The 13,800-nt window shown below is 58.5% G+C and carries 11 protein-coding genes and 1 rRNA gene; 5 read left to right on the top strand and 7 right to left on the bottom strand.

What is annotated here, in order from left to right; genetic code table 11:
* Positions 1 to 30 precede the first annotated feature (30 nt).
* From HKD40_RS10925 to HKD40_RS10915, 3 genes are read left to right on the top strand one after another with little or no spacing between them, the layout of a single operon-like run.
* Complete coding sequence (locus HKD40_RS10925; protein ID WP_169195801.1) at positions 31 to 978, top strand: ABC transporter permease; 948 nt, start codon at positions 31 to 33, stop codon at positions 976 to 978.
* Positions 975 to 1,802, top strand: coding sequence for an ABC transporter permease (locus HKD40_RS10920; RefSeq protein WP_199368608.1), 828 nt, complete (start codon positions 975 to 977; stop codon positions 1,800 to 1,802). The genes HKD40_RS10925 and HKD40_RS10920 overlap by 4 nt, the downstream gene beginning before the upstream one ends.
* A 2-nt stretch (positions 1,803 to 1,804) precedes the next feature.
* Complete coding sequence (locus HKD40_RS10915; RefSeq protein WP_169195800.1) at positions 1,805 to 3,370, top strand: ABC transporter ATP-binding protein; 1,566 nt, start codon at positions 1,805 to 1,807, stop codon at positions 3,368 to 3,370.
* Here HKD40_RS10915 and HKD40_RS10910 read toward each other — a convergent pair.
* The 5 genes from HKD40_RS10910 to HKD40_RS10890 form a co-directional block, all read right to left on the bottom strand.
* Positions 3,367 to 4,680 carry a GH1 family beta-glucosidase gene (locus HKD40_RS10910; RefSeq protein WP_169195798.1) on the bottom strand — a complete coding sequence of 438 codons (1,314 nt, stop codon included), beginning with the start codon at positions 4,678 to 4,680 and terminating at the stop codon, positions 3,367 to 3,369. The genes HKD40_RS10915 and HKD40_RS10910 overlap by 4 nt on opposite strands.
* A gap of 145 nt (positions 4,681 to 4,825) precedes the next feature.
* Positions 4,826 to 5,884, bottom strand: a complete 1,059-nt coding sequence (locus HKD40_RS10905) for an Mrp/NBP35 family ATP-binding protein (RefSeq protein ID WP_169195796.1) — start codon at positions 5,882 to 5,884, stop codon at positions 4,826 to 4,828.
* An 82-nt stretch (positions 5,885 to 5,966) separates the two neighbouring features.
* Entirely contained in the window at positions 5,967 to 7,151 is a 1,185-nt protein-coding gene (locus HKD40_RS10900) for an amino acid aminotransferase (protein ID WP_169195795.1), read from the bottom strand.
* Positions 7,152 to 7,247: 96 nt separating this feature from the next.
* Positions 7,248 to 8,174, bottom strand: a complete 927-nt coding sequence (locus HKD40_RS10895; RefSeq protein ID WP_169195793.1) for an electron transfer flavoprotein subunit alpha/FixB family protein — start codon at positions 8,172 to 8,174, stop codon at positions 7,248 to 7,250.
* Entirely contained in the window at positions 8,174 to 8,932 is a 759-nt protein-coding gene (locus tag HKD40_RS10890) for an electron transfer flavoprotein subunit beta/FixA family protein (RefSeq protein WP_169195791.1), read from the bottom strand. Before HKD40_RS10890 ends, HKD40_RS10895 begins: the two co-directional genes overlap by 1 nt.
* A gap of 247 nt (positions 8,933 to 9,179) precedes the next feature.
* Here HKD40_RS10890 and HKD40_RS10885 point away from each other — a divergent pair, with 247 nt between their 5' ends.
* Both HKD40_RS10885 and HKD40_RS10880 read left to right on the top strand, forming a co-directional pair.
* Positions 9,180 to 10,349 (top strand): M20 aminoacylase family protein, encoded by a 1,170-nt coding sequence (locus tag HKD40_RS10885; RefSeq protein WP_169195790.1) that lies wholly within the window; start codon positions 9,180 to 9,182, stop codon positions 10,347 to 10,349.
* A 102-nt stretch (positions 10,350 to 10,451) separates the two neighbouring features.
* Complete coding sequence (locus HKD40_RS10880; RefSeq protein ID WP_169195788.1) at positions 10,452 to 11,522, top strand: AbrB family transcriptional regulator; 1,071 nt, start codon at positions 10,452 to 10,454, stop codon at positions 11,520 to 11,522.
* 48 nt (positions 11,523 to 11,570) lie between these two features.
* Here HKD40_RS10880 and HKD40_RS10875 read toward each other — a convergent pair whose 3' ends face one another.
* Both HKD40_RS10875 and rrf read right to left on the bottom strand, forming a co-directional pair.
* Positions 11,571 to 13,226 (bottom strand): alpha-glucosidase family protein, encoded by a 1,656-nt coding sequence (locus tag HKD40_RS10875; protein ID WP_169195922.1) that lies wholly within the window; start codon positions 13,224 to 13,226, stop codon positions 11,571 to 11,573.
* A gap of 463 nt (positions 13,227 to 13,689) precedes the next feature.
* Positions 13,690 to 13,800 (bottom strand): 5S ribosomal RNA (gene rrf, locus HKD40_RS10870); the annotation flags it as partial.

Raw genomic sequence — 13,800 nt, 5'->3', positions numbered from 1 at the left:
CCGCAAACACGGGGAAGGTTTTTTGCTGTCGTGATCCTCTATCTCGCCCGCCGCATTGCCGGATTTGCCGCAACGCTCCTGATCGCAGCGCTGGTGATCTTTTTCCTGTTGAATCTGCTGCCCGGTGATCCGGCGCGCTTCATTCTGGGCATCAATGCGCGGGAAGAAACCGTCGCTGCGCTGCGCGCTCAAATGGGCCTTGATGCCCCCGCCTATCAGAGGTTTCTCACTTGGGTGTGGGGGATGATGAACAGCGATTTCGGCGTGTCAGCGACGCAGAAGCAGCCGGTGATGCAGCTCATTGTTGAGCGACTGCAGGTGACCTTGCCTCTGACCGTCATCGCTATGATGGTCTCCGTCGTCATTGGTCTGCCCATTGGCATCTTGGCCGCGCAGAACCGCGGTAAGCCCGCCGACACGGCGCTGATGATCGCTGCGCAAACGGGTGTCGCCATACCAAACTTCTGGTTCGGCATGTTGCTGACGCTGGTCTTTTCGGTGTCACTGCGTTGGCTGCCAACCGGGGGCTTTACGCCCTGGAGTGAAGATTTCGGCGCGGCGGCGCGCGGCATGATCTTGCCCGGGCTCGCGCTTGCGCTGCCTCAGGCGTCCATTCTGGCACGCGTCATGCGCACGGCTCTGGTGGACATGGCTGGACAAGATTTTATTCGAACAGCCCGCGCAAAAGGGCTCACCAAAAGCCAAGCGTTGTGGCGGCATGGGGTGCGCAACGCCCTCTTGCCGGTGATGACCATCCTCGGGCTGCAGTTTGCGTTTCTCGTCGCTGGGACCATTATTGTCGAGAATGTTTTCTACCTTCCCGGCCTCGGACGACTGATTTTTACGGCGATTTCTGAGCGTGACCTCATCCTTGTGAGCGGGACAACCATGGTACTGGTTCTGGTGGTGAGCCTGACCATGCTGATCACCGACATTGCCTATGTGCTGATTGATCCGCGTTTGCGGGGGCGCACATGAAACATATGCTTCGTCACCCCAGCCTCGTCATTGGCCTCAGCGCCGCGCTCGCCTTTGCGCTTTTGGGGATGCTCTCGCTCATCTGGACGCCCTACCCGATTGAGCAAATCGCCGTGTCACGTCGGTTCCAAGCCATGGGTGCCGAGCATTGGCTCGGTACCGATCAGCTTGGTCGCGACATGCTCTCGCTGATTATGAGTGGCACGCTGACGAGCTTTTCTGTTGCGGCTGTAGGTACACTCATTGGTCTCTGCATCGGTGTGCCGCTCGGCCTTGCAGCCGCGGCGTGGGGCGGCGCGGTTGAATGGTTGGTCTTGCGGTTTTCCGACCTGACGTTCGCCTTTCCATCGGTGATTGTCGCTATTTTAATGACCACATTGATTGGGCCGGGCGAGATCAACGCCATGGTGGCCATTGGTATTTTCAACATACCCGTTTTTGCGCGCGTGGCACGCGGCGGTGCGCTCGCCGTCGCGACGCAGGATTTTGTGTCGGCTGCACGGCTCGCGGGCTTGGGCAATATCGCCATTTCGGCGCGGCATCTGCTGCCCAACATCATGAGCCTGGTCATTGTGCAGGCGACCATTCAGCTCTCGCTCGGCATCCTCTCGGAAGCGGGGCTTTCCTACATTGGTCTTGGCACCCAACCGCCAGCGACCAGCCTCGGGCTGATGCTGCGCGACGCGCAGAGCCTCTTCCTCATTCAGCCCATGCTGAGCATTATTCCAGGGCTCACCATTGTGCTGATCGTCATCGCCCTTAACCTGGCTGGCGATGGACTTCGCGATGCGATTGATCCGCGTCTGCGCCGTGAGGGGCTGTAACCATGGCGCTCATTGAACTTGAAAATCTCACGATCCACTTTGGCTCCTATGCGGCAGTTGACGGCTTGAGCCTGTCGATTGCCAAGGGAGAGCGCTTCGGCATTATCGGGGAGAGTGGGTCTGGCAAATCGATGACGGCGATGGCCATTGCCGGCCTGTTGCCGGACCTCGCCAAAGTCTCCGGTCGTATTCTGTTCGATGGCGCGCCGCTGCCGCAGGACGAGCAGGACATGGCGCGTCTGCGCGCGCAAAACATCGGCTTTGTTTTTCAAGAACCTATGACGGCGCTCAATCCGCTGATGAAGATCGGCAAGCAGATTGAGGAAGCCCTTGTGCTCTCTGACGCACCAAAGCGTGGCGACACGGCAATTGCAGCGCTGCTCGATGAGGTCGGGCTTGAGGCCAAACACGCCGAGCGCTATCCGCACCAGCTTTCGGGCGGACAGCGCCAGCGTGCCATGATCGCTATGGCTTTGGCTGGTGAGCCGGAATTGCTGATTGCCGACGAGCCGACCTCGGCGCTCGATGTGATCACGCAGCGCAAAGTGCTTGATCTGATCGCAGAGGTGAGCACGCGGCGGCAGATGACGCTTCTGTTCATCAGCCATGACATCAAGGCTGTGGCGGTGCTCTGCGAGCGCGTGGGCGTTATGCAGAAGGGCAAACTGGTCGAGATCGGCGCCACTGCCGATGTGATTGCCAATGCCAAGGACAGCTATACGCAAAAACTGCTCAAGGCGACGCGCATCGATCGCCTCACCGACGGGACATTTGTCGGCCCCGAGCCCCTTCTGAGCGTGGAAGCGGCGACGCGCGCCTACGCACAGGGCGGACGCTTCTTTGGCCGCCAGGAGCCCGTAAAAGCCGTTTCAGATGTGAGTTTTTCCATTGGCAAAGGCGAGTGCTTGGCACTCGTTGGCCCGTCGGGCTGTGGCAAGACCACATTGGCGCGCATGATCGTTGGTCTCGACAGCGCCACCTCGGGGCAATTCGTGTTTGATGGCACGCGCTATCACGGCAAAGACCTGCCACCAACGCGCCGCGCCGACATTTCCTTGGTCTTCCAAGATCCCTTCGGTAGCTTTGATCCGCGTATGACCATCGGGCAATCGCTTGGCGAGCCCCTGCCCTTGCGCGGTGCGCTCTCGCCACTTGACCGTCACGCGCGGCTAGTTGAGGCGATCAGCGCTGTTGGGCTCGATCCTAAAATGCTCGACCGATACCCGCATGAATTTTCCGGCGGTCAGCGCCAACGCCTCGCCATTGCCCGCGCCATGGTGACGCGACCAAAGCTTGTGGTGCTCGACGAACCGGTGTCGGCTCTCGACGTTTCCGTTCGCGGGGATATTTTGGCGCTGCTGGCAAAACTGCGCGCCGAGCATGGCTTGAGCTATCTCATCATCAGCCACGACCTCGACATGGTTGGCGCTATGGCTGACCGTGTGCTGGTGATGGAGAAGGGCCAAATCGTCGAGGAAGGCGCGCCTCAGAAGCTCTTCGCGCAGCCCCAGCACTCTCTGACGAAAGCGCTGGTGGCCGCACGATTACCCGAGGTTTTCGCCGCTTAACGCGTGTTATGCAGCAAGCCCTGGAAGGCGCGGAAGCTGGCCTTGGGCGTACGCTTTTGCGTTGCGTAATCGACATGCACGAGGCCGAAGCGCTTATTGTAGCCCTCCGCCCATTCGTAATTGTCGAGCAGTGACCAAGCGAAATAGCCACGCACATCGGCGCCTGCTGCCTGAGCCGTGCGCACGGCGTTGAGGTGATCTTCGTAATAGGTCACGCGGCGCGGATCATTGTCGCCTTCGACCTCGGCCATGCCGTTTTCAGTGATGTAGATCGGGATCTTGGTGTATTCGTTGGAGACGCGCACCAAGAGGTCTGTGAGACCCTGCGGGTAAATTTCCCAACCAATATCGGTTTTTTCGAGCGGGCCTTTGACCTGCTCGGCTGGCACATTGGGGTTGGACGAGGCTTTATAGAGCCCGCGCGTGTAGTAATTGATGCCGAGCCAATCGAGTGGACGCGAAATAACGCCCATATCGGCCTCATAGTTGGCTGGAAGATAAGGCGCGAGCCATTCGCGCAGCTCCTTGGGATATTCACCCTTAAAGACGCCGCCGAGATACCAGCGGTTGAACAGCGCGTCGCCCATGTTGAAGGCGGCAAGGTCTTCGGGCTTGCCGGTGGCCGGTTCGGCCTTTTCCAAGTTCAGCACAATGCCGAGGTTTTTCGTGCCGGTGGCGCGTAGGGCGTCAATGGCGGTGCCGTGTGCGAAAAGCACATGATGCATAGCCCGAGCTGCAGCGCGCAAGTCGCGATAGCCGGGGGCGTGGGCACCGAGATAATGGCTGAGGAAAGCAACGCACCACGGCTCATTGATCGTGGCTGTGGCGTGTAGGCGATCACCGAATTTTTCCCCGATCAGTGTCGCGTAGTCGCCAAACCAATTGGCAATGTCACGGTTCATCCAACCGCCGCGATCCTGCAGGGTGGATGGCAGATCCCAGTGATAGAGCGTTGAATAGGGTTTGATGCCGCGTTCGAGCATGCCGTCGATAAGACGATCATAAAAGTCGACGCCAGCTTGGTTTATCGCGCCAGTCCCTTCCGGAATGAGGCGCGGCCAAGAGAAGGAAAAGCGATAGGCGTCAAAGCCGCCGTCTCGGATCAGATCGAGATCTTGCGGCCACAGTTCGTAGTGATTGCAGGCATCGCGGCCGGTGTCACCATTGTGAACATTGCCAGCCGTCGCGGAAAAACTATCCCAAATAGAGGAGCCCCGGCCGTCTTTTTGGCCACCTTCAATCTGATAGGCGGCTGTCGCCACGCCAAAGGTGAAATTGGGACCGAAATCGTGACGATTGAACGAAAACATGGGCACTCCTCCTGCACTGGGGCAATCGGATAGCATTGGCGAAGCCCGCTATGCAATCGATATAAATGCGGTGTGCGAGTTGGTATGCCCCCACCTAACCTCCCCCGAAGTCGGGGGAGGGATTGGGCTGGTGGTGAGCGGGAGATCAGCGCAGCGTGGTGATCACTTTGCGCGCGATGGCGCGATAGGCTTGCGCTTCTGCGCCCTCTGGCACTGCAACAACTGGAGGTGTGCCGGCATCAGAATTTTCGCGGATCGACATGACCAAAGGAATCGCCCCGACAAAGGGAATGCCCATAGTTGCTGCGGCGCGTTCGGCCCCGCCAGAGCCAAAAATATCGTAGCGATTGCCGGTATCGGGAGCGATGAAATAGCTCATGTTTTCGATCAGCCCGAGAACTGGCACCTGCATCTTGCCCAGCATGTCGATGGCCTTTTGCGCGTCGATGAGCGCCAAGTCCTGAGGCGTTGAGACAATCACCACGCCGTCGACAATAGTTTGCTGGAATAGAGCTATGTGGATGTCGCCGGTGCCGGGCGGCAGGTCGATGACCAAAACGTCGAGATCGCCCCAATCGGTTTCGCGCAGCAATTGGCGCAGCGCCGAGGTCGCCATTGGTCCGCGCCACACGACCGCCTGCCCTTCGACCAACATCGAGCCGATCGACATAACTTTTAAGCCATAGGCTTCGTGGGGCGTGAAAATGCCGTCATCGCGAATGGCGGGCTTGCCTTCAAGCCCGAGCAGTTTTGGCACGGAGGGGCCATAAAGGTCCGCGTCCAAAATGCCGACTTTTAGGCCTTCGGCGGCGAGCGAGAGCGCAAAGTTCACTGACGTGGTGGATTTGCCAACGCCCCCCTTGCCCGATCCAACGCCGATGATGCGCTTGATCCCATCGACCTTGGTTTTGCCCGGCGGGGTAGCCTTGCCATGCGAGAATTTTGCGACATTGGGCTTGTCGCCCGTCACCGACACCAGAACCTTGCGGTCGCCACCAAGGGCCTGCGCGCGTTTAACCGCCTGCTCCCGCGTTGGCCCAAACGCGGCTTCCATGCCAGGGGCGACGGCAATCGCAAAAGCGATGGCGCTTGGCGTAACGATGATTTCGGAAAGCCCGGCATAGCTGGCGAGATCGCCGCCGCCGGGAATTTCGACCTCAGAAAGCGCGGCTTTAATGCGGGCGGCCAGTTCTACGTCAGCCATGGCGCTGCAATTCCTCGTTCTGGATCAAAAAATGATGCACCCACACAGAGGCGGGTGCATCAGCATACATCAGCTAAGACGCTTAGCGGCTAACGGCCAGAATAGCGTCAGCAAGTTCGCCCATCTTCGCTTCCGGCAGGCCGGCAACGTTGATGCGGCTGTCACCAGTCATGTAGACGCCGTTTTCCTGCTTGAGCTTTTCGACCGCTTCATTGGTCAAGCCAAGCAGCGAGAACATGCCACGGTGGCTCGAGACGAAGTCGAAGTCCGTGCTGTTGGAGCGTTCGCGGATCGCTGCGGAAAGCTTTTCGCGCAGATAGATCATGCGATTCCGCATTTCGGTCAGCTCGGTTTCCCACTCGGCCCGCAGCGCGGCGTCCGTGAGAATGGTGCGGATGACTTCAGCGCCGTGATCAGGTGGCTGCGAATAGGCGCCACGCACGACATTGAGCATCTGCGAATTGGCAATATCGGCTTCAGCCGCATTGCGGGCAACCAAAATGGCCGCACCAACGCGTTCCTTGTAGAGGCCAAAATTCTTCGAGCCCGAGAAGGCGAGAACGGCTTCTGGCACGGCAGCGATGACCTTACGGGTGCCATAGGCGTCAGCTTCGATGCCATCGCCAAAGCCGAGATAGGCCAGATCGATAAATGGCAGTGCGCCCGTGCGGACGAGGCTATCAGCGACCTGATCCCACTGGGCCGGGGTCAGGTTTGCACCGGTTGGATTGTGGCAGCAGCCGTGTAGCAGCACAACATCGCCAGCCTTGAGGCCGTTGAGTGTCGCGAGCATCTCATCGAACTTTACGCCACGCGTTTCAGTGTCGAAGTAAGGATAGGTCTTGAGATCAAAACCGGCCTGCTTTGCCATTGGCACGTGGTTGGCCCAAGTTGGGTCAGACACATAGAACGAAGCACCCGGACGCGCGCGGGTGATCAGCTGCATCAGCACCCAAAGCGAACCTGTGCCGCCTGGTGTCTGCGCGATACGAACACGCGAGCGATCCAGGCCATCTTCAAAGATGAGATCGAGCACAGCGGCGCCAAAGCCCTTGTTGCCAGCGATGCCAAGGTAGGTTTTGGTTTTTTCGTTCGAAAGAATACGCTCTTCAGCTTTACGAACCGAAGTCATGACCGGGGTCACGCCCTTCTCGTCTTTGTAAACGCCTACGCCAAGATCGATCTTGGTGGAACGCTGGTCAGCGGCATATTCGCCCATCAGCGCAAGGATCTTGTCGCTAGGGGCCTGAGTAAGTGTTTCGAACATTGTGCTTCGTCCGGTGAAAAGGCACGGTCTTTATAGGCCGGGCCGGGATTTTTGCAATTGCAAGCTGGGCAAGAAGCGTTCGCCTCTCGCGCGGACTTAACCGCGCCGGGATACGCCCAGATTTTGCAGTTCTGCTGTGAGCTGGGGAACGATCTCGAAAAGATCACCAATCAGCGCGACATCCGCGATTTTAACAATCGGGGCCTCTGGGTCCTTGTTGATCGCGATGATCTTCTTGGCCCCCTGAATACCTGCCAAATGCTGCAAGGCTCCAGAGATGCCGACGGCGATATAAATATCTGGAGCGATGATTTTTCCGGTTTGCCCCACCTGCCAATCATTGGGGGCGTAGCCCGCATCAACCGCCGCGCGAGTCGCGCCAACGGCGGCACCCAACACAGCGCCAAGATTTTCGATGAGCTTGAACCCCTCAGCCGATCCGACTGACACGCCACCACCCACGACGACTTGTGCCGTCGAAAGATCTGGCACATCACTTTCAGTGCGGTGCTGCGCGATCAATCGGGCTGCTGCGGGGACAGTGGAAGAAAGGGTTTCGACAGGCGCCGAACCAGTTCCGGCGACAGGGCGGAAGGCAGAGGCCCGGACGGTGAGGACATGCTTTGCCTGACTGTCAGAAACCGTTTCGAGCGCATTGCCAGCATAGACCGGACGCACGAAGCAGCTTGCGCCTTCAATAGCGATAATGTCGGTAACCGGTTGAATGTCGAGTTTTGCAGCGAGGCGCGGCATCACATCCTTGCCTACGCTCGAAGCGCTGGCGACGATGTAGTCATAGTGAGGCGCGAGGCTTTCGAGCAGCGCAGCGATGGCTTTGGCCTCAAGCGGAACGGCCGCTGAAATCACCTTAGCGACACCCTGTAGAGCGGACGCGGCCGATGTTGCTGCAGGATCAAGCACCAATAGATCAACCGCGCCGAGTTGTGCGGCCGCGCCAACGACGCGCGCTGTTGCGGGCGAAAGCTGGGTGTTGTCGAGATCAGCGAGAACAAGAACGCTCATTAGATTGCCTCCAGCTCGTTGATATCTGCCGCGATAAGCGAAGCCAGCTCGGTTGCAGACGCAACACTTGTCCCGGCGACGCGCTCGGGCGGCGGTGTTGTTTTTTCCACGGTCAGGCGCGGGGTGAGGTCAACGCCGAATTCACTCACGGCGCGAACAGCGAGCGGCTTGGATCGCGCCTTCATGACCATGGGAAGTGCCGCATTGCGCGGGGTGTTGAGGCGTAGGTCAGCGGTGACAATGGCCGGCAAACTGAGCGCGATCGTCTCGCGCCCATAATCCACTTCCCGGGTGACTTCCAAATCACTGCCCGCAATTTTGATCTCGGATGCGAATGTCGCCTGCGGCCGATCGGTCAGCGCTGCCAACATTTGCCCAACGTGATTGCTGTCATCATCGACGGCTTGCTTGCCCAAAAGCACGAGGTCAGGCTGTTCTTCCTCGACCACCTTAGCCAGCAGCTTAGCAATGGTCAGCGTTTCCAATGCCTGATCGGTTTCGACCAGAATGCCACGATGCGCGCCCATGGCGAGGGCGGTGAGGATGACGTCATTGGCAGGTTTTGGGCCGATGGAGACGATCACCACCTCAGTGGCGTGCCCGGCCTCCGCCAATTGCACAGCAGCTTCAACCGCGTGCTTACAGAACGGGTTCATCGACATGCGGACGCCCGTGGTTTCGACGCCCGTACCATCGGGGCGAACGCGAATGCGTACGTTGTGGTCGACCACACGTTTTACCGCGACGAGGATTTTCATGAGCTACTCCGTCATACCGGAGTTTCAATCGCAAAAATGGCTGGGGCGGGCAACCCAAAGCAAAGGAAATTTGGGCTAAGGCCGTCAGCTTTGTTGGAAAAGCAAACCGCTCTGTAAGCCTTTGTCGCCTCCGCTACTCGGAAAGGCACAAAATACACTTGCACCAGCGCCGCCATGGCGCGCAAAAACTTGACGGCGAGGGACAGGACAGAGACACTGCCATGTCTTCCCCTGCTTTGGTTTGCCTATGCCTATCCTCAACCGCATTGCTGAATTCCATGACGAAATCACCGCTTGGCGCCGCGACCTGCACGCCCATCCGGAGATTTTGTTCGACGTTCATCGCACTGCGGGCATTGTCGCCGAAAAACTCAAGGAATTCAGCGCGGACGAGGTGGTAACAGGCGTTGGCCGTACCGGCGTTGTGGCTGTCATCAACGGGCGCACCAACACTTCGGGACGCTCGATTGGGCTGCGCGCCGATATGGATGCGCTGACAATTTTCGAGAAGACCAGCGCGCCATATGCCTCCACCGTGGAAGGCAAAATGCACGCCTGTGGCCATGACGGCCACACCTCCATGCTGCTCGGAGCTGCAAAATATCTAGCAGAGACACGCAATTTTGATGGTCGTGTCGTGCTGATTTTCCAGCCAGCCGAAGAAGGCGGCGGCGGCGGCAAGGTCATGCTTGACGATGGCCTGCTCGAGCGCTTCCCCGTTGATGAATTCTACGGCATGCACAATTGGCCCGGACTGCCGCTCGGCCATTTCGCCATTCGGACGGGCGGCATCATGGCCGCAACCGACCGGTTCTACATCACCATCAATGGCCAGGGTGGCCATGCGGCACGTCCTCAGCAGACCATCGACCCGATCATCGTGGCGACCCAAATGGTCACCGCTTTGCAGTCTATCGTCTCCCGCAATTTGAGCCCGCTGGATAACGCGGTGCTCAGCGTCACCATGATCGAAGCGGGTGAAGCAGACAACGTCATTTCCAGCACCGCAAAAGTGACCGGTACAGTGCGGACGCTCGATGGAAAGGTCCAAGACTTCATTGAGCAGCGCCTCACCGAATTGGTTCCGCAATTTGCCCAAAGCTTTGGCGCGACAGCGACCATTCGGTATGCACGCGGTTACCCTGTCACCGTCAATACCGCCGATCAGACCGCCTTCGCTGCCGCTGTTGCGCGCGATGTCGTCGGCTCCGACCGGGTAAACGACGACTGCGAACCCTCTATGGGCGGAGAGGATTTCTCCTTCATGCTCAATGAGCGTCCCGGCGCTTACATCTTCATCGGCAATGGCCCGAGCAGCGAATTACACACCGACACTTACGACTTCAACGATGATGCCATTCCTGTCGGCGTGAGCTACTGGGCGCGGCTCATCGAAAAAGCACTGCCCGTCCGCTAAGGATATCGTTGATACACACCCAAACCGTCTCTTGTTCCAAGAGGCGGTTTTTTTTGAAGCACCACGCCACTGCCCCCGCGTATGGCGTGTCTGAGAGCCCAGATGTCCGCACCAGCCTCACTGTCCGCCGCACGAAGCGGGGTGTTCACGCTTGGCACTCTGCTGATTGCCATTTTGGGCGGGGTCAGTGCGGAGCTCATCGGCTTTCCAGCAGGCTGGCTGATGGGCAGCGCCATCAGCGTCAGTATTGCGGCGATACTCAAATTCCCGGTCACCGTGCCCGATTGGTTGCGTGACCTCATTTTTGTATTCATTGGCGTTTCTATGGGCGCCAGCGTCGCGCCCAATAGTCTGGAGTTGCTCGGACAATGGCCGGTGTCGCTGGCAGCGCTGGCGCTCGAGTTGATCATCATCGTGCTGGTCACTGGCTGGCTGCTGACCAAGCTTTTTAAGCTCGACGCGGGCACAGCCTATTTGAGCTCGTTTCCGGGCCACCTGTCCTTCGTTCTAGGGATTGCCGCGACCGGCATCGGCAATGCCCGACAGATCGTCATCATACAGGTGATGCGCGTTCTGTTCCTCACCATCGCAGTCCCGATCGGCGCGATGTTCCTGCCCGTGCAAGCGCCTGATCTGCCGGCCGCCGGAGATCCCCTTTCAATAGCCCAGATCTTGCTGCTCGCGCTGTGCTGCGCCCTCGTGGGCCTCGTTTTCGTGAAACTCAAAATCCCTGCAGGGATGGTGCTGGGTGCTATGGCGGCCGCAACAATCGCCAAGCTGGGCGGTGCCTACAGCCAGCCCCTGCCCGACCAACTCGTCGTCACCATCTTCATCCTCACCGGCGCCCTGATCGGCTCACGGTTTATCGGAATCACCTGGCTAGAATTTAAAGCCGCCGCCCTCGGTGGGGTCATCGCCACAGCTGTGATGCTGGTAATCGTCACCGCCATGGCCTATGGCGTTGCGCAATTGGTCGACATTCCCATGGCGCAAATTTGGCTCGCCCTTTCGCCCGGTGCACTCGAAGGCGTCGGCGCTTTGGCGATTGCCATGGGCTATGACACCGCCTTCATCGCGGCGCATCACGTCATCCGTCTGCTGCTTTTGAGTTTCGCTATTCCAACCGTTGCCTTGTTCATTCGCCGTTTGGAGGCAAAAGAAAAGGGGCACTAATGCCCCCCTCTCCAGCTCTATGAGCCAACCTCCAATTGGCGGAGCAATTCACTCCTCCGCAACCGCAGGGGCTGGCGCTCGATACGCCACCGAACCTTCGCCCGCAGGCACTAGCAAAACCGCCGTTCCGTTCGGCCCCAAATCAATCGCTCTACCGCTCACAACCGCATTGTGACTAACCGGCTCTAGCGCCAAATCGCCCCCTGCAAGGTCCACCGACCGCGCTTCCGGCGATAGGTTGAAGACGCAGATCACATCCTGATCTCCTGCCGAGCGGCGGAAAGCAAGGACTGGCTCGTCGGTGTCAAAGAATGCGATATCACCCGTCAGCAGCGCCGGATGTGCCTTCCGCCAAGCAATCAGCTTACGGAAGAAATTGAGGGTCGAGTTTGGATCGGCGTTCTGAACGTCAACCGCAAGTTCCAAATGCGCGTGCTTAATCGGCAGCCATGGCGTTCCCGATGTGAACCCACCATGTGTTTTATGGGCCTGCCACGGCATGGGCGTGCGGCAGCCGTCGCGCCCCTTATCACCAGGCCAGAAACGCTTACCACGCGGGTCGACCAGTTCTTCAAAGCGAATATCAGCCTCAGGCAGGCCCAATTCTTCGCCCTGATAAATGCCGACGGTGCCCTTGACGGTCATGACCAGAACCGCGGCCTGCCGGCTCAGATCCTCGCGCGACACAGCATGCTGGGCCCAACGGGTCATCGGGCGAATAACGTCGTGATTGGAGAGGCTCCAACACGGCCAACCCGTTTCGCCACCCGCAAAAAATGCTTCCAACTTCGAGCGGAAGTGTTCGGCCGTAAAGATGGGGCTGAGGAAATCGAAAGAATAGCACATGTGCAGCAGATCAGTGCCGGAGGTATAAGCCTTCATCAGCTCAACCCCACGCTCATCATCGCCCACCTCGCCGACCGAAGTCGCGCCGGGATATTCGTTCAGCAGCGCCCGCACGCGCTTCAACCAAGCGACATTGTCCGGCTGAGACTTATCAAAGTGGTGGGACTGCATGTCGTAAGGATTGGTGAGCGGCTGCCCATCCGGGGTCGGCAAAGCAGGGTTCGAGCGAAGCTTGGCGTCATGGAAATAGTAGTTCACCGTGTCGAGACGGAACCCATCTAGTCCACGGTTGAGCCAGAATCGCATTGTATCCAGCACCGCGTCTTGAACATCGGGGTTATGGAAGTTGAGGTCAGGCTGGGACGTCAGAAAATTGTGCAGATAATACTGCTTCCGCGCCGTATGCCATTCCCAGGACGACCCACCAAAAACCGAGAGCCAGTTGTTTGGCGGCGAGCCATCTGGTTTGGCGTCGGCCCAGACATACCAATCGGCCTTTGCGTTATCGCGTGAGAAAGCAGATTCCTTAAACCATGGGTGCTGATCAGAGGTGTGGCTCACCACCTGGTCCATAATCACCTTGATCCCAAGGCTGTGCGCCTTGCCGATCAGCACGTCGAAGTCTTCGAGTGTCCCGAAGATCGGATCGACCTGCTTATAGTCAGACACGTCATAACCCATGTCCGCTTGCGGCGATTGGGTGATCGGCGACAGCCAAATGCAGTCGACACCGAGACTTGCGATATGATCGAGCCGGTCGATGATGCCGGGAAGATCCCCCATCCCATCGCCACTGCTGTCCTCAAACGATCTGGGGTAGACCTGATAAATAACCCCGCCACGCCACCACTCAGTCATCGTCCGCATGCCTCATCTAAGCTGCGCCCAAAGCGCTTTGAATGCTTGCCACACTAATCTGTTCTCTGCGGTCTGTTAACTGCCCATCACGCAGCTGTGGTCGACGCGCGCGAGATGATTATTCGGCGCCAAAGATCCCAAAACCATGAGGCCATAAGAACTTATGGAACTTCATGACCATAGTCCTCTACCGCCCTGGCGGATGGAGCTTTGTGAATTATCGGAAGCACCTCTTCTCACCTCTCCCTTCCGGGGAGAGGTCGGCCCTCGTGGGCCGGATGAGGGGTCCTTATTGCGGGCATGCAGCTCCAACCCAGCACACCGTTACAGTCCCTCCCCCGGTTGCGGGGGAGGTTAGGTGGGGGTAATTGTGCGGAGGTTAGAAACGCAAAAAGCCCCGCTGGTGAGCGGGGCTTTTTGTATTTGGTTTTGATGATCGTAGAGAGGTTTATGTTTTTGGCAGACCTTGCAGTGACCTACTCTCCCAAGTCTTGAGACTTAGTACCATTGGCGCGGAGGAATTTGACGGTCGAGTTCGGGATGGGATCGGGTCTTGGGCTCCTCGCAAGAACCA

Source organism: Devosia sp. MC1541, assembly GCF_012847305.1.
Lineage (GTDB): Bacteria > Pseudomonadota > Alphaproteobacteria > Rhizobiales > Devosiaceae > Devosia.
The sequence above is the reverse complement of the archived record's forward strand: the minus strand, read 5'-3'. Positions and strand labels throughout refer to the sequence as shown.